Below are 23,073 nucleotides of genomic sequence, written 5' to 3' on the forward strand. Positions count from 1 at the left end.
GGCGCGAACCATAGGCCGGGTAAGGCGCAGCCGCCACCCGGCGTAGCCGTAGAATTAAATTACCCCTTGCCCGATCATCGCGTCGGCCACCTTCACAAACCCGGCAATGTTTGCCCCACGCACGTAGTGGGTCTGTTTGCCTTCCCCACCGTACTCCACGCAGGCGTTGTGGATATCCAGCATGATATGGTGCAGGCGGGCGTCTACTTTCTCCGCCTTCCAGCCCAGACGCGCGGCATTCTGCGCCATCTCCAGACCGGAGGTGGCGACCCCGCCCGCGTTAGCGGCTTTACCCGGCGCAAAGAGCACGCCCGCCTCAAGGAACAGATCGGTGGCGTCGATGGTGGTGGGCATATTCGCCCCTTCCGCCACCGCCTTCACACCGTTGGCGATCAGTTGGCGCGCCGCATCCTCGTCCAGCTCGTTCTGGGTCGCGCACGGCAGTGCGATATCCACCGGCACGGACCACGGCTGCTTGCCTTCCAGCCAGAGCAGACCGAACTCGCGGGCGTAGTCGGCCAGGCGGCCATCGCGGCTGGCTTTGATCTCGCACAGGCGCGCCAGTTTCTCTGCCGTAAAGCCAGCTTCATCGACCATGGTGCCGCCGGAGTCGGAGGCGGTCACCACGCGGGCACCAAACTCCATCGCTTTTTCGATAGCGTACTGCGCCACGTTGCCAGATCCAGAGACCGCCACGCGCATCCCTTCGAAGCTCAGGCCGTGACGCTTGAGCATAGCTTCGGTGAAGTACACCAGGCCGTAGCCGGTCGCCTCAGGGCGGATCAGGCTGCCGCCGAAAGAGAGTCCTTTGCCGGTAAAGACGCAGGCGCTGCTGTTGGAGAGCTTTTTCATCATCCCCGCCATAAAGCCCACTTCACGACCGCCGACGCCGATGTCGCCCGCAGGAACGTCGGTATCCGGCCCCAGGTGTCGGTACAGCTCGGTCATCAGTGCCTGGCAGAAACGCATCACTTCGCCTTCGCTTTTGCCTTTAGGATCGAAATCGCTGCCGCCTTTGCCACCGCCCATCGGCAGGGTGGTGAGGGCATTTTTAAAAGTCTGTTCAAAACCGAGGAACTTGAGGATCGACAGGTTCACCGAGGGGTGGAAGCGCATACCGCCCTTAAACGGGCCGATCGCCGAGTTGAACTGTACGCGCCAGGCGCGGTTGACCTGCACCTGATTCTTATCATCTACCCACACGACGCGGAACTGGATCACGCGCTCTGGCTCTACCAGGCGTTCAAGCAGCGACATGTGGCGATAGCGCGGGTTTGCCTCAAGGAAAGGCCAGAGGGTGGTCATCACCTCGCGGACGGCCTGAGCAAACTCGCTTTGATGCGGGTCGCGGCGTTGGACATGGGTTAGAAATGATTCCAGAGAGCGTGCCTGATCCATAGAGATAAGTTCCTCTTATAATAAATTATGGTTGTTGTGTGAGCGTTTTAGCATCGTTTTCGACTATACCACCCGCACCGCTTTGCCAGGCAAGCGAAAAGTTAACCCCCTAAGGGAAATTTATAAGCGGGCCTGAGTCATAACTAAAAACGATGGGCAGATAAATTAAAGGAACCGGCATGGTTTACCGTTATAGTGATAATCAGCACAAAAAAGGAAACTCGTCGATGAACCGTTACGTGATTGCTCTGCTTGGACTTTTATCCGCCGGTGCACAGGCCGACCGCATCCGCCCCGACGTGGAGGTAAACGTGCCGCCGGAGGTATTTAGCACGGGCGGACAGCGCCCGCAGCCCTGTAATCTGTGCTGTATTTATGAAGATCGGAACTATTCGGAAGGGGCAGTGATCAAGGCGGAGGGCGTCCTGCTGCAGTGCCAGCGCGACGAGCGCACGCTTAGCACCAATCCGCTGGTGTGGCGGCGAGTACGCGAGTAGGCCGGGCAAGCGCTAGCGCCGCCCGGCGTTACGTTAGCCAGGGTTAGAGCTTGAAGCTGGCCCAGACCGGCGCATGGTCGGAGGGCTTCTCCATGCTACGGATATCGTAATCGATGCCCGTCTCCTGGCAGCGGCTGGCCAGCGACTGGCTGGCAAGCAGCAGATCGATACGTAGCCCACGGTTGTCATCGAACCCTTTTGAACGGTAGTCGAACCAGGAGTAGCGATCCTGGGTTTCAGGGTTGGCGTGGCGGAAGGTATCCACCAGCCCCCACCCCAGCAGACGACCCAGCCACTCACGCTCTTCCGGCAGGAAGGAGCATTTGCCGCCGCGCAGCCAGCGCTTGCGGCTCTCTTCGCCAATGCCGATATCGAGATCCGTTGGGCTAATATTCATATCGCCCATGATCAGCACCGGGCTGTCCTTCTGCAGCTCGTTATCCAGATAGCTCTGCAGGTCTGCGTAAAATTTCTCTTTGGCCGGGAATTTTGTCGGATGATCGCGGCTCTCGCCCTGCGGGAAGTAGCCATTGATCACCGTGATATTGCCGAGGGCCGAGGGGATCTCCGCCATGATGATCCGGCGCTGCGCTTCGCCGTCGTCACCGGGAAAGCCACGACGCACCGAGACAGGGGTCTCTTTGGTAAGCAGTGCCACGCCGTAATGCCCTTTCTGGCCATGATAAAAGACGTTGTAGCCCAGCTTTGCGACCTCTTCGAGCGGGAACATATCGTCGTGAACCTTTGTCTCCTGCAGGCCAATCACGTCCGGATGGTGTTTCTCTACAATTGCCGCCAGCTGATGGGGGCGCGCACGCAGCCCGTTGATATTAAAAGAAACAAATTTCATATTTTCTGCCACATAGCAATAAGTAAGCCCAGATGTTAACAGAAAAATCGCAGCGTATCCGCCCTGGATTTCTCATGCCCATCACGCACTAAAAAAGGGCAGTCCGCACCGCATGAGGGCGCGAAACGGCGGTAAGTTTCGCTTGCGATCACACTTCCAGAATTAAATTTTATACCTGCATAAATCCGCTGCTCTCAGACACCGCCATCGGCCTTCTTAATAAAATTATTCACTTTTTATGCAATTTATTTGCATAGCGCTCTGCTGTAACACATTGATATTTCGTCACCGCTCCGGCGTTATGCATTTTTATCGCTGGCTGGCACGATGCGTGCAATCTACATTCACAGGGCCGATGTTCACAATAATTAACATATTAACAACGTTTCATTTACCTGATGAGGTGGCTATGTCTTTGCCCGTTACGCGTGAGAGTTTTGATGAGTGGATGCTGCCGGTGTATGCGCCTGCGCCTTTTATTCCCGTCCGTGGGGAGGGTTCCCGCCTGTGGGATCAGCAGGGGAAAGAGTATGTCGATTTTGCTGGCGGCATTGCCGTTAACGCGCTGGGCCATGCCCATCCGGGGCTGTGTCGCGCCCTGAGCGAGCAGGCGGCTCGGTTCTGGCATACCGGCAACGGCTATACCAACGAGCCAGCGCTGCGGCTGGCAAAACGGCTTATCGACGCCACCTTTGCCGACCGGGTCTTCTTCTGTAACTCCGGCGCGGAGGCCAACGAGGCGGCGCTCAAGCTGGCGCGCAAATACGCGCACGATCGCCATGGTGCGCAGAAGAGTGGGATCGTCGCCTTTAAAAATGCCTTCCATGGCCGGACGCTCTTTACCGTTAGCGCCGGAGGCCAGCCTGCCTACTCGCAGGACTTTGCCCCGCTGCCGCCGGATATCCACCACGCGGTATTCAACGACATCGCCTCCGCCCAGGCATTAATTAACGATGATACCTGCGCCGTGCTCGTTGAACCCATTCAGGGTGAAGGTGGCGTTGTACCTGCGAAAGCAGAATTCTTACAGGCGCTGCGTGAGCTGTGCGATCGCCATAACGCGCTGCTGATCTTCGATGAAGTGCAGACGGGCGTAGGACGCACCGGCGAGCTGTATGCCTATATGCACTATGGCGTTACGCCTGATGTGCTGACCACGGCCAAAGCCCTCGGGGGTGGTTTTCCGATTGGCGCAATGCTGACGCGGGACGAGTACGCCAGCGTGATGACCGTGGGCACACACGGAACCACCTACGGCGGCAATCCGCTGGCTGCTGCCGTAGCGGGAGAGCTGCTGGATAACGTCAACAACAAGGCTTTCCTGGACGGCGTGAAACAGCGTCAGCAGGCATTCGTCGAGCAGCTCGAGGCTATTAATGTTCGCTTAGCGCTGTTTAAAGAGATCCGCGGCATCGGCCTGCTGATTGGCTGCGAGCTGGATCCCGCCTGGGCCGGCAAAGCCAAGCAGATCGCCCAGCTTGCCGCCGAAGAGGGCGCGATGGTGCTGATTGCCGGAGGCAACGTCGTGCGCTTCGCCCCGGCGCTGAATATCAGCGAGGAGGAGATCCGCACCGGCATGGAACGCTTCTCCCGCGCCTGCGAACGATTTCTTGCGGGGTACGCAACATGATGGTGATCCGTCCGATTGAGCATAGCGATCTGCCCGCCCTGATGCAGCTGGCGGGAAAAACCGGCGGCGGGCTAACCTCGCTGCCTGCTGACGAGGCCACGCTGGCAGCGCGTATTACTCGGGCGCGACAGACCTGGCTGGGTGAGCTGCCGAAAAGCGATCAGGGCTATCTGTTTGTGCTGGAAGATAGCGACAGCGGCACGGTGGCTGGGGTCTGCGCCATTGAGGTCGCCGTCGGCCTGAACGATCCCTGGTACAACTACCGCGTCGGGACCCTGGTACATGCTTCCAAAGAGCTTAACGTCTACAACGCGCTGCCTACGCTGTTCTTAAGCAACGACCATACCGGCAGCAGCGAACTGTGCACGCTGTTTCTCGATCCCGAGTGGCGGAAGGAGGGCAACGGCTACCTGCTCTCTAAATCGCGCTTTATGTTCATGGCCGCATTTCGCGATCGCTTCAACGACAAGGTGGTGGCGGAGATGCGCGGCGTGATCAGCGAAGATGGCTACTCGCCTTTTTGGGACAGCCTGGGCAAAACCTTCTTCTCCATGTCCTTCAGCCGCGCCGATCGCCTGTGCGGTATCGGACAGAAGGCGTTTATTGCCGAGCTGATGCCCAAGCATCCGATCTATACCCAGTTCCTGTCGGCGGAAGCGCAGGCGGTGATTGGGGAGGTGCATCCGCAAACCGCCCCGGCGCGTGCCGTGCTGGAGAAAGAGGGCTTTCGCTACCGGAACTATATCGATATTTTCGACGGCGGACCGACGCTGGAGTGTGATATCGACCGGGTGCGCGCCATTCGCAAAAGCCGCCTCGTGGAGGTGGCCGAAGGGCAGCCTGCGCCAGGAGAGTGGCCGCTCTGTATGGTGGCTAACGAGCAGTACCAGCAGTTTCGCGTCATGCTGGTGACCGCTAATCCCGATACCGAGCGGCTGGTGCTGAGCGCCGCCCAGATAGACGTACTTAAATGCCAGCCGGGCGACAAGGTTCGCCTGGTGCGCCTTTGCGCCGAGGAGAAAAGTGTATGAGCTTATGGATTAACGGTGACTGGGTGACCGGTCAGGGCGCTCGACGTGAAAAACACGATCAGGTGAATGGCGATCGGCTCTGGCAGGGGAACGATGCCGATGCCGGGCAGGTAACCCAGGCATGCCAGGCCGCCCGCGCTGCCTTTCCCGGTTGGGCGTCGCAGCCTTTTGCTGCCCGTCAGGCCGTGGTGGAAAAATTTGCCGCGCTGCTGGAGGAGAATAGAGGCGCGCTGACGGAGATCATCGCCCGGGAGACGGGTAAACCGCGCTGGGAGGCGGCGACAGAAGTGGGGGCCATGATTAACAAGGCCGCCATCTCCGTAAAGGCCTGGCACGTGCGAACCGGCGAGCAGCAGACGGCAATGGCGGACGGGGCGGCAACGCTGCGCCATCGCCCCCACGGCGTGCTGGCGGTCTTTGGCCCCTATAACTTCCCGGGCCATCTCCCCAACGGCCATATTATTCCCGCCCTGCTGGCGGGCAATACGCTGGTGTTTAAGCCCAGCGAGCTAACGCCGCATAGCGGCGAAGCAGTGGTGAAGCTCTGGGAGCAGGCAGGCCTTCCCGCTGGCGTACTTAACCTGGTGCAGGGCGGGCGTGAAACCGGGCAGGCCCTGAGTGGCCTGCCGGATCTTGACGGTCTGCTCTTTACCGGCAGCGCCAGCACCGGCTACCAGCTGCATCGCCAGCTGGCCGGACAGCCAGAGAAGATCCTCGCCCTTGAGATGGGAGGAAACAATCCGCTGATCGTGGATGACATAGCGGATCGCGATGCCGCCGTGCATCTGACTATCCAGTCGGCATTTATCACCGCTGGCCAGCGCTGTACCTGCGCCCGTCGCCTGCTGGTGAAGCGTGGCGCGGAGGGTGACGCCTTTCTTGCCCGCCTGGTAGAGGTAGCGGGCCGTATTGCGCCCGGTAGCTGGAACGCCGAGCCGCAGCCGTTTATTGGCGGGCTGATCTCGGAGCAGGCCGCCGATCAGGTTTACAAGGCCTGGCAGGCCCACGAGGCGCGCGGTGGCAGAACCCTGCTGGCACCGAAGCGACTCAAGGCCGGGACGTCGCTGCTCACTCCTGGCATTATCGATCTCACCGGCGTTGCGGACGTGCCGGATGAGGAGGTCTTTGGCCCGCTGCTGGGCGTCTGGCGCTACGATAGCTGGGAAGAGGCGGTTACGCTGGCCAACGCCACCCGCTACGGACTGGCCTGCGGACTGGTCTCGGCGGATCGCGAAAAATTTGACGCGCTGCTGCTGGCGGCGCGGGCCGGGATCGTCAACTGGAATAAGCCGCTCACCGGCGCGGCAAGCACCGCACCCTTTGGTGGCATCGGGGCATCGGGAAATCATCGCCCCAGCGCCTGGTACGCCGCCGACTACTGTGCGTGGCCGATGGCGAGCCTGGAGTCACCCAGCTTAACCCTGCCAGAGACGCTCAGTCCAGGGCTGCACTTTACGCCGGGGGAGGGAGCATGAAAGCGCATGAGGTAAACTTTGACGGCCTGGTGGGGCTGACCCACCACTATGCCGGGCTTTCGTTTGGTAACGAGGCGTCGACAAAGCACCGTAATCAGGTGTCCAACCCGAAGCTGGCGGCGAAGCAGGGCCTGCTGAAGATGAAGGCGCTGAGCGACGCGGGCTTTCCTCAGGCGGTGATCCCTCCTCAGGAGCGGCCCAACGTCGCGGTGCTGCGCCAGCTGGGATTCAGCGGTAGCGATGAGCAGGTGGTAGCGAAAGCGGCAGCGCAGACGCCGGAGCTGCTCTCGGCGGCCAGCTCGGCATCCTCTATGTGGGTCGCCAACGCGGCGACGGTCTGCCCCTCCGCTGACGCCATGGACAGCAGGGTGCATCTCACCGTTGCTAACCTGAACAACAAGTTCCACCGTTCAAGCGAAGCGCCGACCACCGAGGCGTTGCTGCGGGCTATTTTCCGTGACGAGGAACGTTTCGCCGTGCATCCGGCGCTGCCGCAGGTGGCACGCTTTGGCGACGAGGGGGCGGCAAACCATAACCGTCTCGGCGGCGAATATGGTGAGCCAGGTCTTCAGCTCTTTATTTACGGTCGTGAGGAGCATGGTCACGCCGCACCCGAACGCTATCCTGCGCGTCAGACCCTCGAGGCGAGTCAGGCGGTGGCGCGCCTTAATCAGGTTAATCCGGATCGGGTGATGTTCGCCCAGCAAAACCCCACGGTCATTGACGAGGGGGTGTTTCACAACGATGTGATTGCGGTAAGCAACCGTCAGGTGCTGTTCTGCCACGAACGGGCTTTTGTTAAGCAGTGTGGACTGATGAGCCATCTGGCGGAGCGGGTGCCGGGATTTCAGGCCATTCAGGTGCCGGAGGAGGCAGTATCGGTGAAAGATGCTGTGGCGACCTATCTGTTCAACAGCCAGCTCCTGAGCCGGGAGGATGGGTCAATGGTGCTGGTCGTGCCCCAGGAGTCGCAGCAGCATGCAGGCGTCTGGCGCTATCTCAACGGCCTGCTGGCAGAGGATAATCCTATCCATGAGCTAAAGGTATTCGATCTGCGTGAAAGCATGGCTAACGGCGGTGGTCCGGCTTGCCTGCGCCTGCGCGTGGTACTAACGGAGGCGGAGCGGCAGGCGGTTAACCCCGCAGTGATGATGAATGACGCGCTTTTTAATCAACTTAATGGCTGGGTAGATCGCTACTATCGCGATCGTCTGACGCAGGCTGACCTTGCCGATCCGCAGCTGCTGCGTGAGGGCAGGGAGGCGTTAGACCAGCTCTCTCAGCTGCTGAATCTTGGCTCAGTCTACGCTTTCCAGCGTTAAGGGAGATGCAATGCACGATTTTCTCGCTTTAACGTTGGCTGGGACGCATCCCGATAAAACGAAAGGTGACACTGTCACCTTTAGCTGGCGCTGGCACGGTGAGGGGCTGCTGGAACTCACGCCGCATCAGCCCGTGGATCGCGCCATGGTGCTCTCGGTGGGCATTCATGGGAATGAAACCGCGCCGGTAGAGATCGTTGATGACCTGCTGGCCGCGTTGTTCACCGGTTCACTGGCGCTGCGCTGGCGCATGCTGGTGATATTAGGCAACCCCGACGCGCTGCGTACCCATCAGCGCTATCTGCATGTCGATCTCAACCGCCTGTTTGGACAACGCTGGCAGAATTATCCCCCCAGCCTTGAGACCAAACGAGCTGAGCAGCTTGAGCAGGCCGTGGATCGCTTTTTTACTGATAGCAGGACAGAGACGCGCTGGCATCTCGATCTGCATACCGCGATCCGCGGCTCTCACCACCCGCGCTTCGGCGTTTTACCCGCCCGTACAACACCGTGGGATGAAGCATTCCTGCACTGGCTGGAAGGGGCGGGGCTGGAGGCGCTGGTCTTTCACCAGTCGCCGGGGGGCACCTTTACCCATTTTAGCTGCGAGCGCTTTAACGCCCTGGCCTGCACCCTTGAGTTAGGAAAAGCGCTTCCCTTTGGCGAGAACGATCTGAGCCAGTTCGCTGTAACCCGCGATGCGCTGGCAGCGCTGCTCAGCGAAACGCCCTGGACGAGCCCGCATGCGCCGGTGCTGCGCTATCGGGTAGCCCAGCAGATTACGCGCCTCGGGGAGCGTTTCCATCTCTGCATGCCTGCCCAGACGATCAACTTCACGCCGTTTAGCGCCGGTACGCTGCTGGCAGAAGAGGGCGAGACGCGCTACGTGGTTCAACACGAGACTGAGTATGTATTATTTCCGAACCCAAACGTCGCCCCTGGCCTGCGGGCAGGTTTAATGCTGGTGCGGATGGAGTAGAGAGAGTGAAATAGAAAGTCAGCCTAAGATATTATTGCAGACTATTCTTACAAAACTGCTTTATTAATAATCGATGGAGGAGTATGCTCCTAAATATTCCCTTCAAAATCATCCGCTTGAATATTTTTGCTACACCTCTCCATCTTTTTTCCATATTGTCTTCACAATTGCGCAGAAAATGTTTTTTATACTTTCACTGTTTTACCGTTGCACTGATTAATTGACGAAAAAGGTCGTAAAGTTAATCTCGTCAACACGGCAACGTGCCGTAAGTAAGAATAACTGAAAGAAGGATGAAGACTATGCGTAAATTAACCGCTCTGTTTGTTGCCTCTACCCTGGCGTTCGGCGCTGCTAACCTGGCTCACGCTGCCGAAACCACTGCCGCAGCGGACAACGGCGCAGCAATGCACCATAAAGGCAAAATGGGTCCGCATCACGATATGATGTTTAAAGACCTCAACCTGACCGACGCGCAGAAACAGCAGATCCGTGAGATCATGAAGAGCCAGCGTGACCAGATGAAGCGTCCTTCTCTGGATGAGCGCCGCGCTGCCCATAGCATCATTGCCAGCGACACCTTCGACAAGGCGAAAGCTGAAGCACAGATTGACAAAATGGCCGAGCAGAACAAAGCCCGTATGCTGGCGCATATGGAAACCCAGAACAAAATCTATAACATCCTGACGCCAGAGCAGAAAAAGCAGTTTAATGCCAATTTTGAGAAGCGTCTGACAGAACGTAAAGCGCCAGAAGGTAAAATGCCTGAGTCTGCTGAGTAACTCAGCACACTTTCTCAAGACCGCCGGTCTTGTTCACATCCCCCATCGGGCTGTGGACAGGCCCGGCGGTTTTTTCTTTTAAAACGATTGTGAACTCATCTCGTGAATATAGTTTTTACCATTAAGTCCGTATGAGATGGCATAGTTGTAGCCTGTCTTAAAGCTGAATTGAATGCAGTCCCGTGGATAAGAGACATTGAGCCTCTCTTGGCCAGAGTTGGCAACCACTTCATAATGGCCGCTTTCATTTGATTCTATCCGGTAGTAGTCCAACACATCTTTGCTATCGACGCTGAAGCAGAGGGTATCGCCATTGATAAATGTATTGCGTGGCTCAGGTGCCCTTGGCCCTCCTGGGCATCCGGTCAAGAGAATGCATAGAGTAACGACCGTAAGCTGCCGCACTCCGCCAGGAGGTATAGGCGTTCCTGACGTAGGGCGTATCGTAGTATTAACTGGCATCTGTTTTGCTCCATGTAAAGAAACACTATAGGCACACAGATTGAGTGGTTAAAGTTAGTAAAATTAACAATGTTTTTTGTAACGACTAAAAAATCATCATCTTCTTTTATGACCGCCGGTCTTGTTCACATCCCCCATCGGGCTGTGGACAGGCCTGGCGGTTTTTTCTTTGTTCCCCTCTTTGTTAGCCGTTAACGAAACGGTATGCTCATTCAGAACAGCAATCCATAACAAAAAAGCGTGGCGGCCTTGACCGTTGCGCGGACGCGCGTGCGCGTCATTGAGGGTGATAATGGAATACTTTGATATTCGTAAAATGCCGGTCAACCTGTGGCGTAATGGTGCAGGCGAGACCCGTGAAATTTGCTGCTTCCCGGCTGCAACCCGTGATTTCGACTGGCGCGCCAGCATTGCCTCCCTGGCCAGCAACGGCGGTTTTCCCCAGTTTACCGGCGTAGATCGGGTGATCACCCTGATTGAAGGGGGAGAGGTGACGCTCGACGGCGGCAGCGCCTTTAACCACACGCTTAAGCGTCTGCAGCCCTTTACCTTTGCTGGCGAGCAGTCGGTAAAGGCGCAGCTTTCCGACGGTCAGATGTCGATGGATTTTAATATCATGACCCGCCGGGATCGCTGTCAGGCGAAAGTGCGCGTTGCCGATCGCACCTTTACAACCTTTGCCTCACGGGGTGGGGTGGTGTTTGTTTTAAGCGGAGCGTGGCAGCTGGGGGATAAGCTGCTGACTGCCGATCAGGGAGCCTGGTGGCAGGAGGGGCACCACACGCTGCGGCTGTTGAAGTCTGAGGGCCAGCTGCTGTTTAGCGAAATTACCTGGCTGCCGGGCCACTAAGCCATAACCGTTCGCCTGCCGTTGACGCTACGGCAGGCGGGCAGAGGTTATTCTGTGGGCCAGGGCAGCTCGGTAATATCGTGCAGGCCAGTAATCAGCGGCTTGCAGAGGATCTTATAGCCATCCTGATCGAAGCTTGCCTGCGGACGCGGCAGGCTGGCCGCCTCGTCAAGGGAATCTACCGAACCCAGCCATAGCCAGTTATGGATGATATGGTACTGGGTCATCTCTCCGCTGCTCTCTTTCAGCGCAACCGGGCCGCGCCACGGCCAGCACACCAGTCGCGTGCGCTCAAGCGCGTCAATCAGGCGCTGGTTGTGCGCCTCTACGCTCTCTTTACCGCAGCACGCCCCCGCACAGCGGTTGAGCGCTGAGCGGAAACAGCCTCGGCCTCGGGTCAGCGACTCCAGCCCCAGCAGGCCGTAGCAGAGCTTTTGCTCATCGGCGATGCTTTGCAGCGTTTGCAACGCCGCCCGGCGGTTAGCGAAGAGACCGTACAGCCCCGGCTGTGCCGAGAAATCGACCTCGCGAGCATAGACAACCTGCGGTTTTTCCCCCGCCAGCAGCAGAGAGCAGAGCTGGCGATTGCGCCGCAGCCGTTTGTTGAACAGCGGCTGCTGCTCTTTAATCAGCTGCGCTTCCAGCAGTAGCGCACCAATTTCACCGGCGGTACGCACCCAGGTAATGCGCCGGGACTGGCGCAGCATGGCGGCCTCATCGGCAGTGCGCAGATGGGAGAGCACGCGGCTGCGAATATTGATGCTCTTACCGATGTAGAGCGGCATCGCTTCGCTTTCGCCATGGAAAAAATAGACGCCGGGATGCTTAGGTAACGCTTCAAGCCACGGTCGTAAATGTTCGGGATACTCGTAGATAGCCGCCGCCTCAAAATCCAGGCGTGGGGCAGATTGACGCCTTGCCACAGATAAACTCCTGATACTGGTTACTTATCCAGTGTAGCAGGCTATGGCTGGTGAAAAAAGAGGCGGCTTACGCCGCCTGAGGAATTTATTTTTTCCAGAAGTCGTCAAAAACCGTGATCGGCGGACGACGCTTATGCTCGGTTTTCAGGTACCAGCCCTCGATAATGCGGGCGGTGCCTTCATCCAGCGTTTTGCCTTCCAGATAATCATCAATGTTTTCATAGGTAACCCCCAGCGCGGCTTCATCCGGCAGGGAGGGGCGATCGTCTTCCAGATCCGCCGTCGGCGCTTTTTTGTAGAGATGCTCCGGACAGCCCAGATGCGCCAGCAGCTGTTTACCCTGGCGTTTGTTCAGACGGAACAGCGGGTTGATATCCGTACCGCCATCGCCGTACTTGGTGTAAAACCCGGTTACCGCTTCTGCGGCATGGTCGGTACCAATGACGACGCCACCTGTCATGCCAGCAATGCTGTACTGGGCCTTCATACGCTCGCGCGCTTTTTCATTGCCGCGAACAAAATCGCTCAGCTCAATGCCCGCCTCACGCAGGGCCTGCTCGCTGGCCAGCACGGCGGATTTGATGTTAACGGTCAGGACACGATCCGGCTTAATAAAGTTGATCGCGTCCTGGCAATCCTGCTCGTCAAACTGCACGCCATAGGGCAGACGCACGGCGATAAACTGCAGCGCCTCGTTGCCCGTCTCCTGGCGCAGTTCACTGATGGCCAGCTGGCTCAGCTTGCCGGCAAGGGTCGAATCCTGACCGCCGCTAATGCCCAGTACCAGAGTTTTTAAAAACGGGTGCGCTTTCAGATAGGCTTTGAGAAAATCTACACTGCGGCGAACTTCTTCTTCCGCATTTACCGTTGGCTTGACGCCAAGCGCTTCAATAATTTCTTGTTGCAGAGTCATTAATCATCCTCCGTTAGTGGCCTGCCGGGCCAGTGGCAATATCGCTCTCTAATAAAGCTAACCCGTTGGCACTGAAACGACAAGGCTATCGCCATCGAGTGCTGTAATTTGCGTCGGTTTAGTATCTTATAGCAGTTTTATTAGAATTTTCCGAAAGTTATGTCATCGTGTTCGACGGGTTGAAAAAAGTAATTTTATATTCCAGGCTTAGATAACGCGCTGATACAACAGCGGATAACAAGAGGAAGGATTATGAATATGAAACTCGCAGGAATTATGGGTGCAGCAGCAGTTATGGCAATGCTGGCAGGGTGTACTGCTTACGATCGTACTAAAGATCAGGTCACCACGCCGGTAGTGAAAGACGTTAAAAAAGGCATGAGCCGTGCGCAGGTTATGCAGGTCGCTGGTAAGCCGTCCTCAGAAGTGACCATGATCCACGCTCGTGGTACCTGCCAGACCTATATCCTGGGTCAGCGCGATGGTAAAACCGAAACCTACTTTGTGGCCCTGGATGACACCGGCCACGTTATGAATTCGGGTTATCAGACCTGTGCGGAGTACGACACCGACCCGCAGGCCCCGAAAAAGTAATGCTATTTTAGCCTGAGCAAGAAAAAACCGGCCTAAGCGCCGGTTTTTTTATGCCGCGACCTTTATCAGGCCGGGATAGCGCTGATTTTGCCGCTCCGGGACCAGACGCGATGTGCGGCCAGCTGGGTCAGGAAATCATCGATAAAGGAGCCAGCTGCGTTATCCGCTTCGACAATGCCCGCTTCGCCTTGCGCATCGACCTTCAGCGTCTGTTTGAACTGACGCGCATCGCCTGCCAGGGCAATCACCTTCAGGTGCTTATAGGCCTCCAGCAGGTAGTAGGCGACATCACCGTTGTTCAGCAGAGTGCTGACGTCACCGCCGGGAACGATAACTGCATCTACGGTTACCGAGGGCGATCCGGCAAAGGTGCCCGCTACCGACAGGCTTGAACCATCGTCCGCTGTCACTTCTCCCATCCGCGAATAGAGCAGTTTGGCGTGTACGCCTTTCGCCCGCAGCCCCTGCAGGATGCTCAAGAGCTCGCTGGCAACCACCTTATCGTTAAGCAGGATGGCGACTACGCGGCCCTTAACGCTGGCGTCCGGCTGGGCGTAGAGGCTTAGCGACGGATCGCTTGCTACCCCGTTAACCTCTTTGGGCAGGGTAACGTTGAGCTGCTCATCCGTCAGGGAGATACCCAGATTTTTCGCCACCGACAGCGCCAGTGTGGTATCGATGCAGGCCAGCTGATCGACAACCCGCTCGCGAATGTACTCGCGCACCACTTTGCTCAGCTCGAAGCTAAAGGCATCAATAATGTGCTGCTGCTCGTGCGGGGTCTGACTTTGCCAGAACAGGCGCGGGTGGGCATAGTATTCGCCAAACGACGGACTGCGCTCGCGGATCTTATTGCCCTCTATCCGCTCCTGATAGGACTCAAAGCCGCCGCGTTTCGGGCCGGGAGGTGTTTCCCGCGGCCAGTTATCGTTGATTGAGTTCGGCTCGTAGTTCGCCGGGTTGGTGTCGATATCCATGCGGTGCATGCCGTCGCGCTGGAAGTTATGGTACGGACAGGTTGGGCGGTTAATAGGGATCTCATGGAAGTTTGGCCCGCCAAGGCGGCTGATCTGCGTATCGGTATAGGAGAAGAGACGCCCCTGCAGCAGCGGATCGGTAGTAAAATCCAGGCCGGGGACGATATGGCCCGGATGAAACGCCGCCTGTTCGTTTTCGGCAAAGAAGTTATCTGGGTTGCGATTGAGTACCATTTTACCTACCCGCTGAACCGGCACCAGCGCCTCGGGGATCAGCTTGGTAGGGTCGAGGAGGTCAAAATCAAACTTGAACTCGTCCTCTTCCGGGATCAGCTGTAGCCCCAGTTCGTACTCGGGGAAATCGCCCGCTTCAATGGCCTCCCACAGATCGCGGCGATGAAAATCGGGGTCGCGGCCGGTGAGTTTCTGCGACTCGTCCCACACCAGCGAGGCTTTACCCGCCACCGGCTTCCAGTGGAAGCGGACAAAGGTTCCTTTGCCTTCGGCGTTCACCAGGCGGAAGGTGTGGATGCCGAAGCCCTCCATGGTACGGTAGCTGCGGGGAATACCGCGATCGGACATGGCCCACATCACGTTGTGCAGGGTCTCTGGCTGTAACGAGACGTAGTCCCAGAAGGTGTCATGGGCGCTCTGGCCCTGCGGAATGGCCCAGTGCGGCTCCGGCTTCACCGCGTGGACGAAGTCTGGAAACTTGTGCGCATCCTGAATAAAAAATATCGGCGTGTTGTTGCCAACCAGGTCGAAGATCCCCTCTTCGGTATAGAATTTGGTAGCGAAGCCGCGAATGTCACGCACGGTATCCGCCGAGCCCGCGCCGCCCTGCACCGTAGAGAAGCGGACAAAGACCGGGGTGATCTTTTCGGGATCGCTGAGGAAATCTGCTTTAGTAATATCCTTCAGGCTCTTGTAGGGCTGAAAGTAGCCGTGCGCTGCCGAGCCGCGGGCGTGGACGATACGCTCCGGAATACGCTCGTGGTCAAAATGGGTAATTTTCTCCCGCAGGATAAAATCCTCCAGCAGCGTCGGGCCGCGATTGCCCGCGCGCAGGGAGTTTTGATCGTCGCTGATGCGTACTCCCTGGTTGGTGGTCAGGGGAAAACCGTCGCTGCCTTTACGGAAGGTCTCCAGAGCGGTGAGCTTCTCATTATGCGTATCGGGGGCCTTAAGGCTGCCGGGGGCGGTTGGCTGCTCTCCAGGCGGGGTGGGGCGGGGATCGGGGCGGTGGGAGTTATCTTCGGGGGCCAGGGAGTCAAGGCCCGGTCGGGACTCACTGGGATCGTGGACCGGGGATTGATGGCCGTGTGGGTTTTTCTCATTATGCGACATTGTGCTCATCTCCTGTTTTCATTGCTGAAAGGGTGGCCGATGTAACGTCAAAACCCTTATAACTATAGAGCAACACCGTGTTTTTACCGTGAGATCGGCTATCATAGTGGCTGCCCGTATCTGCAATTTGCTTTAGTGAACTCTCGCTTATGAAACCGTTTCGTCAAAATAATCGCCCTGTTATCAGCTACGTACCCCGCGTGGAGCCTGCGCCACCCGATCACGCCAATAAGGTAGAGGGGTTTCGTGATGTCTGGCTGCTGCGTGGTAAGTATGTGGCGTTTGTGCTGATGGGGGAGCATTTCCGTCGTTCGCCGACGTTTAGCATGCCGGAGGCGGCTCAGCGTTGGGCAGAGCAAATGCGTCAGGAAGGGGAGATTGACGAGGCGTAGCGTTGGTCTTGAAAAAAGAAGCCCGGCAGCGAATGCCGCCGGGTGCATGAGGTTTAGCGATGCGCCAGTTCGGCACTCTCTTCGCTATTCAACACCTCTTTATCGGTCTGCTTCAGCCACTGGCTGGTGAGCGTCCCGGCGGTCATTGACCCGCTAACGTTCAGCGCGGTACGACCCATATCGATCAGCGGCTCAACGGAGATCAGCAGCGCCACCAGGGTGACCGGCAGACCCATCGCAGGCAGGACGATCAGCGCGGCAAAGGTAGCACCGCCGCCCACGCCCGCCACACCAGCCGAGCTGATGGTAACCATGCCCACCAGCGTCGCAATCCACAGGGGATCTAGCGGGTTAATACCCACCGTTGGGGCAACCATCACCGCCAGCATGGCCGGGTAGAGACCGGCGCAGCCGTTCTGACCGATAGTGGCACCGAAGGAGGCTGAGAAGCTGGCGATAGACTCCGGCACGCCCAGGCGACGGGTCTGCGCTTCCACGTTCAGCGGAATGGAGGCGGCGCTGGAGCGGCTGGTGAAGGCAAAGGTCAGCACCGGCCAGACCTTACGGAAGTATTTCAGCGGACTCACGCCGTTCACCGCCAGCAGGATCGCGTGTACAACAAACATGATCCCCAGCCCCAGGTAGGAGGCGACCACAAAGCTGCCCAGCTTGATAATGTCTTGCAGGTTGGAGCCTGCCACGACTTTGGTCATCAACGCCAGCACGCCGTACGGCGTCAGCTGCATCACCAGGCGTACTAGCTTCATCACCCAGCTCTGCAGGGTATCGATAGCGGTCAGCACGCGCTGGCCCTTCGGCGCATCGTCCTTCAGCAGCTTCAGTGCCGCCACGCCCAGGAAGGCGGCAAAAATTACCACGCTGATGATGGAGGTCGGGTTAGCCCCGGTCAGATCGGCAAACGGATTTTTCGGAACGAAGGAGAGCAGCAGCTGCGGCACGCTCAGATCGGCGACCTTGCCCGCGTAGTTGCTCTGAATGGCGTTCAGGCGCGCGGTCTCGGCCGTACCCTGTACCAGCCCTTCGGCGGTGAGGCCAAACAGGTTCGTTACCAGCACCCCGACCAGCGCCGCGATCAGCGTGGTAAACAGCAGCGTACCGATGGTTAATACGCTGATTTTACCCAGCTGGGAGGCGTTATGCAGACGGGCCACCGCGCTGAGAATCGAGGCAAATACCAGCGGCATCACGATCATCTGCAGCAGCTGGACATAGCCGTTACCGACTACGTTAAACCACTGGATAGAATCTTTCAGCACCTGGCTCTCTGCACCATAGATTGCTTGCAGCACCAGACCAAACACCACGCCGATCGCCAGACCGACCAGCACTTTCTTTGCCAGACTCCACTGCTTGTGGCGCGTCTGCGCCAGCACAAATAGCAAGGCGACGAACACCACGATGTTCGCAATTAAAGGGAAATTCATTTCAGATCTCCTGAACGGTTTTTTATCAGGCGGCGCGTGCATGCCGCCCTGTTGCCGCCAAGGTTAGCAGAAGTGTGATTTAGGTCTTATATCCAAATGGAATGGGTTATAAGAAAATGGCCAAATTCGTCTGGCTAATGACCGGATTGCTGATTTATAAAGCGAGTGAACTCACCTTGCACGGTATTGATAACCTGAGAAGACCAGCGCACGGCGCTGTTATCGGGTACGCTCTGCGGCATCCAGACGGCATAGGTAAACAACACCATACAGAGCACGCGCTCAAGCTGGTTACCGCGCTGCGGCCGAAGAATAGGCAGGCGGAAGCGCCAGCGACAGGGCCAGAGCAGCGGTACGCCGGCGGGAGTCAGCATATCGGCCAGAATATGGCTCAGGTAGCCCAGCACCATGCCCTGCAAAACATCGGCAGGGATAAACCAGCTATCAGGCACTTTAAGATAGAAAAGCGTTACGGCAATAAACACCGCCAGCAGGCTATGCGTAAAGCCGCGGTGGCCAAAGGCCCGGGCGATCGGTTTCGAGATCCACTTCAGGCGCTGGCCAAGAAACGATTTCGGATGATCGATATCCGGGAGCAGGCAGGTGACAATGGCTGAGGGAATAACATGCCACCAGTCCCCTTGCGCAAGCACAGGGGTAAGCTCGGCGTTTTTGGCAAACACCGCGCAGGCAATGGAAAAAAGGAGGTGTCCTTCCGCCGTCATGATCATACTCACTCAACTGTCGAAGTATACAGTATAGGGTTTTTGTACAGTAGGCGGAAGAGGTGACGGTGTAACACTTTGTCACCGTTTTATATTTTTTTTCTCAGGAGGGCAAAATGCGCGTTATCCGCGCAAATCGTGCTCCGTCAGCTGGGCTAGCGACTCAAGCTTGATGTTTGCCAACGCATAGCGCGGATCGTGGCGGTTCTCCTCCGCAGGCACAACGATGGCGCGCATACGGGCCGCTTTTGCCGCAATCATTCCGTTGACCGAGTCCTCTAACGCTACACAGGAGAGAGGATCGACGCCGAGCTTTGCCGCACAGTCGAGGTAGACCTGCGGATGGGGTTTGCTGTAGGGAAGCGTCTGCGCCGACGCCAGGGCATCAAAGTAGTCGCTCAGCTCGAAAAGCGACAGGACTTTCTCCAGCATATAGAGCGGCGAAGCGGATGCCAGGCCGACTTTTAACCCTTTCGCTTTACACAGCGCCAGCGCCTCACGCACCCCGGGCAGCAGCGGACGTTGCTCATCAACCAGGGAGATAGCGCGCTGGATGATCCTGTCTGTCACCTCCTGTTTCCCCGGTCCGCTCCAGGGCTGCATGGCGTACCAGAGATCGACCACCATATCGATACGCAGGCCCAACGTATCAGGCATCTCATGGCGACGGGTAACATCGACGCCCAGACTGGATATCACCTCCAGCTCGGCCCGGTCCCAAAGCGGCTCGGAGTCGATAAGCAAGCCATCCATATCAAAAATAGCGGCGAGGATCTGACGCGGGGTTGACATAACAACCTCTCCTTATGAGTGGAATAAATAGACAAATGAACGTTCATTATGGCTGTTGGACGAGGATAACGCTTTTAAAGGCGGGCGAAAATCCCGTTCAGAAGGTAGACTTAACCCGCAAATAGAACGTCTTAAACAAGGGGAATTCATGACGTATCAACAAGCTGGACGCATTGCCGTGCTCAAGCGCGTTCTGGGATGGGTGATTTTTATCCCGGCGGTGGTTTCCACCCTGATTTCCGTATTCAAATTTATGTACGATCACAGCGAGAAGCAGCCGGGGATCAACGCCGTGATGCTGGATTTCGCCCATGTCATGATTGAGATGATGCGTTTCAATACGCCGTTTCTCAATGTTTTCTGGTACAACTCGCCGACGCCGGATTTTCACCACCAGCTGAATATCGGCTTCTGGATTATCTACGCCCTGATATTTGTCGGCCTGGCGCTACAGGCCTCCGGGGCGCGCATGAGCCGTCAGACCCGCTTCCTGCGTGAGGGGGTTGAAGATCAGCTCATCCTTGAGAAGGCGAAGGGAGCGGACGGCCTAACCCGCGAACAGATCGAGTCGCGTATCGTTGTGCCGCGTCATACCATCTTCCTGCAAATCTTCCCGCTGTACGTGCTGCCGGTGATTGTCATCATTGCTGGCTACTTCTTCTTTACCCTGCTCGGGTTTATGTAGCCGGGACGTCAATTGGGCTGTTGGCCGCGCCGATTACGCGGCCAGGATCCTGTCCAACGCCTGCTGAGCCGTCACCAGATGCTGCCCGCCAAAGAGGATCGCCCGATTAAACAGCGTGTAGAGCTGGTAGATGGGCTGACGCTCCAGGAAATCGTTTGGCAGAGGCAGCACCGACTGATAGCCATCATAGATCTGTGGCGGCTGCTCCGGGTGCAGCGGCAGCATCGCCAGATCGCACTCTCTGTCCCCCCAGTAGCAGGCTGGGTCAAAAATGTAGGGGCCGTTGGGGCCCAGCGCACAGTTATTTGACCACAGGTCGCCATGCAGCAGAGAGGGCTGCGGCTGGTGGGCGGCAAGGCGCTGCTGAATATGTTCGACGATGGCATCGATATTGCCAAAGGCGAGACCTTTTTCCGCCGCCAGCTCAAGCTGCCAGCCGATCCGTTGCTCGGCGAAAAATGTTGACCAGCGGCGCTGCCAGGCGTTTGGCTGCGGCGTGGTAGAGAGATCGTTGTCGAAGTCGAGACCGAACTGCGGCTGCTCGCTCCACTGGTGCAGCCGGGCCAACTGCTGGCCGAGTAGAAAGGCGTTATGCGCATCCAGCGGGCGGGCAGGGAGGTAGGCCATGATCAGAAAGCTGTAGTCGCGATCGCTGCCTACCGCCGCCACCTCCGGGACGCTGACCGTATGGCTGCGCGCCAGAAGTTCAAGCTGATCCGCTTCGGCGGTGAAGATGGGCAGCATCTCGCGCGCATCACACTTCACAAACAGATCGCGACCACCGAAGCGAATGTGCCATGCGGCATGGATCTCTCCACCCGGCAGCTCATTGCGCAGCTCAATTTCACCTTCACCAAGCTGCTCGTTTAACAGACGATTCACCGCTTGCCACATGCTCTCTCTCCCCTGCAATCTGCCAGATTAAAGGTTAGCGCGCTAACGCAGCATAAAATACGATTTCGCGCACAGCCTGGAAGCCAGGCAGGCGCGATCGCACTTATTGCTGCTGCGTCTTCAGCCAGTTCTCCCAGGTCGTAACGTCAATCTCAGGTCGTTGATCGATGGCGCTTTCCGCCAGCGCTAACGCCTGTTCTTTAATATCATCTTCACTCAGCGGGCTGACCAGGCCAAACGTATTGGTGCCCAGTTCATGAACCTTGCCCTCGTCATCGCTCAGGGTCAGGAGATACCCGGCAAGCGTGAAGGTATTATTAAGCTCGTTGATTTCAGTCAAACTATGCTCGTGAAACTTTACCGTTATTACGTAGCGAGTGATATCCCCACTGGCCATAGCTCACCTCATTGTTATCGCACTATTTTTCAGGATAGACGATTATCATTTCTGGCAAAGATAATCATATATTTTTTGTGTGTCCTCTTGCGCACAGAGACGCGTACCGTGGTTGATGGTGGCGGCACTGCCAGCGGCAACCCCGAAGCGCACCATATCCTCCAGCGAGGCATTTTCCGCCAGCTTCAGGGTCATCGCACCGACCATACTGTCACCTGCGCCCACTGTACTCTGGCTTTTAACCGGGGGAGGAACCACCTGCACGCACTGCTGCTCATCTACGCCCAGCGCGCCCTGCGGACCGAGGGAGACCACCACACGTTTTGCCTTGCCGCTGTTGACCAGCTCCTGGGCGGCCTTGCGGACGTCGTCAGGCTGAGTGAGGTCCCGGTTGACCAGCGCCGCCAGCTCTTTCTGGTTCGGCTTCACCAGCTCGATGCCGCCAATCTCCAGCGCCGCGGCCAGCGCGTCACCGGAGCTGTCAATGATGCAGCGAATGCCGTTGTTCTGCGCAGCCTTAATCAGCTGGCTCATCTTTTCTACCGGGACGCCTGGCGGCAGGCTGCCACTGATCACCAGTAGCGATCCCTGCTCTATAGTCAGCACCTGCTCTTCAAGCTGGCGGAACTCATCGTCACTCAGCGCAGCCCCGGGCATGACAAAGCGGTACTGCTCGCCGCTGGATTCAACATGAACGTGCAGGTTCTGCCGCGTCCAGTCATGGGTCGCGACCTTTATTGTGGTGACCCTTTCATCGGCCAGCAGGGTGGCGAGATGTTCCCCTGTCGCGCCGCCTGCGGGAAAGATGGCCGTGGCGCGTCCGCCAAGATGCACGATGGCGCGCGCCACGTTAATGCCGCCGCCGCCGGGTTCAAAAACCGGCGAGGTGCAGCGTAGCTTGCCTTCGGGATAGATCTGGGGAGTCAGCGTCGCGCTGTCCAGCGACGGGGCCAGGGTCAGAGTATAGACTGCTGTCATTTTCATCTCCTTTCGCATGGTTGCCCTAAGCCTGGCACTAAATTGCGGGAAGGGAAAGTAAATAACAGCATGATTTTTCAAATAAATAATGGCAACAGGTTGGGCAAGCGCATTTTTGAGTTCACCCTCTGAGGTGATGCCTCAATGGCTGGTTTCGAAAAAGTGTTTCATGGTTACAACCTTTAGCTAGTTGGTATAAATTTTTAAATAAATGAATTTAACTCTAATTTTCGGCTTATATGCAGTCAATAAAAAAGGCCACTCTTTCGAGCAGCCTGGAGTTTAATTCGCAGAGGGATTATATCACTCTTTACCGATGATCTGAGCATTCACAACTTTATAGTCCTGCTTAGGATCTACCACTGTTCGCATTTTCCAGCCAGCTTTGGTGTATTCGTGGTCACCGGATAAACGCCAGCCCTGATTAAACAGATATTCATCAGCTACGTTTGAACGTTTTCCGATAACCGAATCAACCTCAGAGCTTATCTGATCGAGGCTGAATTTATGCTTCACAGCTTTCTTCGCAGCAGCAGCATTCTCAGCTTTCGATTTGTGAATGTCGCAACCATTGCCATCAGTCATCTGAGTGCAGCCACTTTTCTGAAGCTGTTGACGGTATCCTTCAGAGATTGCCAGGGCTTGAGAAGAGAACAGCGCCAGCAGAGTAATACATAGAACTTTCTTCATATTTTTAATCACTATCATCATGGCTTATTGGGAAAATCATCAGCA

Annotated in this window: 24 protein-coding genes; 11 read left to right on the forward strand and 13 right to left on the reverse strand. The window is 57.1% G+C overall.

Annotated elements, in window-relative coordinates:
• Positions 1-54: 54 nt before the first annotated feature.
• Positions 55-1,398 (reverse strand): NADP-specific glutamate dehydrogenase, encoded by a 1,344-nt coding sequence (gene gdhA, locus NR795_RS04685; RefSeq protein WP_257757329.1) that lies wholly within the window; start codon positions 1,396-1,398, stop codon positions 55-57.
• A 227-nt stretch (positions 1,399-1,625) separates the two neighbouring features.
• Here gdhA and NR795_RS04690 point away from each other — a divergent pair, with 227 nt between their 5' ends.
• A complete protein-coding gene (locus tag NR795_RS04690; protein WP_222890257.1) occupies positions 1,626-1,895 on the forward strand; it encodes a YnjH family protein in 270 nt (89 codons plus the stop codon).
• Positions 1,896-1,938: 43 nt separating this feature from the next.
• Here the strand turns inward: NR795_RS04690 and xthA are convergent, their stop codons facing one another.
• Positions 1,939-2,745 (reverse strand): exodeoxyribonuclease III, encoded by an 807-nt coding sequence (gene xthA / locus NR795_RS04695; protein WP_257757330.1) that lies wholly within the window; start codon positions 2,743-2,745, stop codon positions 1,939-1,941.
• Positions 2,746-3,154: 409 nt separating this feature from the next.
• On the opposite strand from xthA, the gene NR795_RS04700 reads away from it, so the two are divergent.
• The 6 genes from NR795_RS04700 to spy all read left to right on the forward strand — a co-directional run bounded on the left by NR795_RS04700 (position 3,155) and on the right by spy (position 9,964).
• On the forward strand, positions 3,155-4,375 hold the full coding sequence (locus tag NR795_RS04700; RefSeq protein ID WP_144812158.1) for an aspartate aminotransferase family protein: 1,221 nt from the start codon (positions 3,155-3,157) through the stop codon (positions 4,373-4,375).
• Entirely contained in the window at positions 4,372-5,406 is a 1,035-nt protein-coding gene (gene astA, locus NR795_RS04705) for an arginine N-succinyltransferase (protein WP_222890260.1), read from the forward strand. The genes NR795_RS04700 and astA overlap by 4 nt, the downstream gene beginning before the upstream one ends.
• Entirely contained in the window at positions 5,403-6,881 is a 1,479-nt protein-coding gene (gene astD, locus NR795_RS04710) for a succinylglutamate-semialdehyde dehydrogenase (RefSeq protein ID WP_257757331.1), read from the forward strand. The genes astA and astD overlap by 4 nt, the downstream gene beginning before the upstream one ends.
• Positions 6,878-8,203, forward strand: coding sequence for an N-succinylarginine dihydrolase (astB, locus tag NR795_RS04715; protein WP_257757332.1), 1,326 nt, complete (start codon positions 6,878-6,880; stop codon positions 8,201-8,203). The genes astD and astB overlap by 4 nt, the downstream gene beginning before the upstream one ends.
• A gap of 10 nt (positions 8,204-8,213) precedes the next feature.
• Positions 8,214-9,182 carry a succinylglutamate desuccinylase gene (gene astE, locus NR795_RS04720; RefSeq protein ID WP_257757340.1) on the forward strand — a complete coding sequence of 323 codons (969 nt, stop codon included), beginning with the start codon at positions 8,214-8,216 and terminating at the stop codon, positions 9,180-9,182.
• Between the two features lie 302 nt (positions 9,183-9,484).
• A complete protein-coding gene (gene spy, locus NR795_RS04725; protein WP_144812142.1) occupies positions 9,485-9,964 on the forward strand; it encodes an ATP-independent periplasmic protein-refolding chaperone Spy in 480 nt (159 codons plus the stop codon).
• Positions 9,965-10,042: 78 nt separating this feature from the next.
• Here spy and NR795_RS20690 read toward each other — a convergent pair whose 3' ends face one another.
• Positions 10,043-10,426, reverse strand: coding sequence for a putative T6SS immunity periplasmic lipoprotein (locus tag NR795_RS20690; protein ID WP_374543782.1), 384 nt, complete (start codon positions 10,424-10,426; stop codon positions 10,043-10,045).
• A 292-nt stretch (positions 10,427-10,718) separates the two neighbouring features.
• Between NR795_RS20690 and ves the strand changes: the two genes are divergently transcribed.
• Positions 10,719-11,276, forward strand: a complete 558-nt coding sequence (gene ves, locus NR795_RS04730; protein ID WP_257757341.1) for an environmental stress-induced protein Ves — start codon at positions 10,719-10,721, stop codon at positions 11,274-11,276.
• A gap of 47 nt (positions 11,277-11,323) precedes the next feature.
• On the opposite strand, the gene cho is transcribed toward ves, so the two are convergent.
• Positions 11,324-12,199: an excinuclease Cho gene (cho, locus tag NR795_RS04735; protein ID WP_144812136.1), complete on the reverse strand. Its 876-nt coding sequence runs from the start codon at positions 12,197-12,199 to the stop codon at positions 11,324-11,326.
• Between the two features lie 85 nt (positions 12,200-12,284).
• Positions 12,285-13,112: an ammonia-dependent NAD(+) synthetase gene (gene nadE, locus NR795_RS04740; RefSeq protein ID WP_257757350.1), complete on the reverse strand. Its 828-nt coding sequence runs from the start codon at positions 13,110-13,112 to the stop codon at positions 12,285-12,287.
• 252 nt (positions 13,113-13,364) lie between these two features.
• Here nadE and osmE point away from each other — a divergent pair, with 252 nt between their 5' ends.
• A complete protein-coding gene (osmE, locus tag NR795_RS04745) occupies positions 13,365-13,706 on the forward strand; it encodes an osmotically-inducible lipoprotein OsmE (RefSeq protein ID WP_042394854.1) in 342 nt (113 codons plus the stop codon).
• Positions 13,707-13,771: 65 nt separating this feature from the next.
• On the opposite strand, the gene katE is transcribed toward osmE, so the two are convergent.
• Positions 13,772-16,030: a catalase HPII gene (gene katE / locus NR795_RS04750; RefSeq protein ID WP_257757352.1), complete on the reverse strand. Its 2,259-nt coding sequence runs from the start codon at positions 16,028-16,030 to the stop codon at positions 13,772-13,774.
• 149 nt (positions 16,031-16,179) lie between these two features.
• Here katE and cedA point away from each other — a divergent pair, with 149 nt between their 5' ends.
• Positions 16,180-16,422 carry a cell division activator CedA gene (gene cedA / locus NR795_RS04755; RefSeq protein WP_144812128.1) on the forward strand — a complete coding sequence of 81 codons (243 nt, stop codon included), beginning with the start codon at positions 16,180-16,182 and terminating at the stop codon, positions 16,420-16,422.
• Positions 16,423-16,475: 53 nt separating this feature from the next.
• Here the strand turns inward: cedA and NR795_RS04760 are convergent, their stop codons facing one another.
• The 3 genes from NR795_RS04760 to hxpB all read right to left on the reverse strand — a co-directional run bounded on the left by NR795_RS04760 (position 16,476) and on the right by hxpB (position 19,384).
• Positions 16,476-17,867, reverse strand: a complete 1,392-nt coding sequence (locus NR795_RS04760) for an L-cystine transporter (protein ID WP_144812125.1) — start codon at positions 17,865-17,867, stop codon at positions 16,476-16,478.
• A 134-nt stretch (positions 17,868-18,001) separates the two neighbouring features.
• Entirely contained in the window at positions 18,002-18,592 is a 591-nt protein-coding gene (locus tag NR795_RS04765) for a metal-dependent hydrolase (RefSeq protein WP_144814574.1), read from the reverse strand.
• A gap of 123 nt (positions 18,593-18,715) precedes the next feature.
• Positions 18,716-19,384 carry a hexitol phosphatase HxpB gene (gene hxpB / locus NR795_RS04770; RefSeq protein ID WP_144812123.1) on the reverse strand — a complete coding sequence of 223 codons (669 nt, stop codon included), beginning with the start codon at positions 19,382-19,384 and terminating at the stop codon, positions 18,716-18,718.
• Between the two features lie 148 nt (positions 19,385-19,532).
• Between hxpB and NR795_RS04775 the strand changes: the two genes are divergently transcribed.
• On the forward strand, positions 19,533-20,069 hold the full coding sequence (locus NR795_RS04775) for a YniB family protein (RefSeq protein ID WP_144812120.1): 537 nt from the start codon (positions 19,533-19,535) through the stop codon (positions 20,067-20,069).
• A 33-nt stretch (positions 20,070-20,102) separates the two neighbouring features.
• Here the strand turns inward: NR795_RS04775 and NR795_RS04780 are convergent, their stop codons facing one another.
• The 4 genes from NR795_RS04780 to NR795_RS04795 form a co-directional block, all read right to left on the reverse strand.
• Positions 20,103-20,963 carry a fructosamine kinase family protein gene (locus tag NR795_RS04780; RefSeq protein ID WP_144812117.1) on the reverse strand — a complete coding sequence of 287 codons (861 nt, stop codon included), beginning with the start codon at positions 20,961-20,963 and terminating at the stop codon, positions 20,103-20,105.
• Positions 20,964-21,066: 103 nt separating this feature from the next.
• The gene (gene ghoS / locus NR795_RS04785; protein WP_257757353.1) at positions 21,067-21,360 is read right to left on the reverse strand and encodes a type V toxin-antitoxin system endoribonuclease antitoxin GhoS; all 294 of its coding nucleotides are present in this window, start codon (positions 21,358-21,360) and stop codon (positions 21,067-21,069) included.
• A 45-nt stretch (positions 21,361-21,405) separates the two neighbouring features.
• Positions 21,406-22,338, reverse strand: a complete 933-nt coding sequence (gene pfkB / locus NR795_RS04790) for a 6-phosphofructokinase II (RefSeq protein WP_257757354.1) — start codon at positions 22,336-22,338, stop codon at positions 21,406-21,408.
• Positions 22,339-22,641: 303 nt separating this feature from the next.
• Positions 22,642-23,028, reverse strand: a complete 387-nt coding sequence (locus tag NR795_RS04795) for a hypothetical protein (protein WP_257757355.1) — start codon at positions 23,026-23,028, stop codon at positions 22,642-22,644.
• Between the last annotated feature and the right edge of the window lie 45 nt (positions 23,029-23,073).

It is taken from the genome of Pseudescherichia sp. L3 (assembly GCF_024656065.1).
Taxonomy (GTDB): domain Bacteria; phylum Pseudomonadota; class Gammaproteobacteria; order Enterobacterales; family Enterobacteriaceae; genus Pseudescherichia.

Excerpts from the sequence above, each read along its gene's own strand:
- ghoS (WP_257757353.1), bottom strand. The coding sequence starts at position 21,360 with ATGGCCAGTGGGGATATCACTCGCTACGTAATAACGGTAAAGTTTCAC.
- osmE (WP_042394854.1), top strand. The coding sequence starts at position 13,365 with ATGAATATGAAACTCGCAGGAATTATGGGTGCAGCAGCAGTTATGGCA.
- NR795_RS04780 (WP_144812117.1), bottom strand. The coding sequence starts at position 20,963 with ATGTGGCAAGCGGTGAATCGTCTGTTAAACGAGCAGCTTGGTGAAGGT.
- hxpB (WP_144812123.1), bottom strand. The coding sequence starts at position 19,384 with ATGTCAACCCCGCGTCAGATCCTCGCCGCTATTTTTGATATGGATGGC.
- NR795_RS04700 (WP_144812158.1), top strand. The coding sequence starts at position 3,155 with ATGTCTTTGCCCGTTACGCGTGAGAGTTTTGATGAGTGGATGCTGCCG.
- gdhA (WP_257757329.1), bottom strand. The coding sequence starts at position 1,398 with ATGGATCAGGCACGCTCTCTGGAATCATTTCTAACCCATGTCCAACGC.
- nadE (WP_257757350.1), bottom strand. The coding sequence starts at position 13,112 with ATGACTCTGCAACAAGAAATTATTGAAGCGCTTGGCGTCAAGCCAACG.
- NR795_RS20690 (WP_374543782.1), bottom strand. The coding sequence starts at position 10,426 with ATGCCAGTTAATACTACGATACGCCCTACGTCAGGAACGCCTATACCT.
- ves (WP_257757341.1), top strand. The coding sequence starts at position 10,719 with ATGGAATACTTTGATATTCGTAAAATGCCGGTCAACCTGTGGCGTAAT.
- pfkB (WP_257757354.1), bottom strand. The coding sequence starts at position 22,338 with ATGACAGCAGTCTATACTCTGACCCTGGCCCCGTCGCTGGACAGCGCG.
- NR795_RS04760 (WP_144812125.1), bottom strand. The coding sequence starts at position 17,867 with ATGAATTTCCCTTTAATTGCGAACATCGTGGTGTTCGTCGCCTTGCTA.
- NR795_RS04775 (WP_144812120.1), top strand. The coding sequence starts at position 19,533 with ATGACGTATCAACAAGCTGGACGCATTGCCGTGCTCAAGCGCGTTCTG.
- xthA (WP_257757330.1), bottom strand. The coding sequence starts at position 2,745 with ATGAAATTTGTTTCTTTTAATATCAACGGGCTGCGTGCGCGCCCCCAT.
- NR795_RS04765 (WP_144814574.1), bottom strand. The coding sequence starts at position 18,592 with ATGACGGCGGAAGGACACCTCCTTTTTTCCATTGCCTGCGCGGTGTTT.
- cedA (WP_144812128.1), top strand. The coding sequence starts at position 16,180 with ATGAAACCGTTTCGTCAAAATAATCGCCCTGTTATCAGCTACGTACCC.
- NR795_RS04690 (WP_222890257.1), top strand. The coding sequence starts at position 1,626 with ATGAACCGTTACGTGATTGCTCTGCTTGGACTTTTATCCGCCGGTGCA.
- astD (WP_257757331.1), top strand. The coding sequence starts at position 5,403 with ATGAGCTTATGGATTAACGGTGACTGGGTGACCGGTCAGGGCGCTCGA.
- katE (WP_257757352.1), bottom strand. The coding sequence starts at position 16,030 with ATGTCGCATAATGAGAAAAACCCACACGGCCATCAATCCCCGGTCCAC.
- spy (WP_144812142.1), top strand. The coding sequence starts at position 9,485 with ATGCGTAAATTAACCGCTCTGTTTGTTGCCTCTACCCTGGCGTTCGGC.
- NR795_RS04795 (WP_257757355.1), bottom strand. The coding sequence starts at position 23,028 with ATGAAGAAAGTTCTATGTATTACTCTGCTGGCGCTGTTCTCTTCTCAA.
- astE (WP_257757340.1), top strand. The coding sequence starts at position 8,214 with ATGCACGATTTTCTCGCTTTAACGTTGGCTGGGACGCATCCCGATAAA.
- astB (WP_257757332.1), top strand. The coding sequence starts at position 6,878 with ATGAAAGCGCATGAGGTAAACTTTGACGGCCTGGTGGGGCTGACCCAC.
- astA (WP_222890260.1), top strand. The coding sequence starts at position 4,372 with ATGATGGTGATCCGTCCGATTGAGCATAGCGATCTGCCCGCCCTGATG.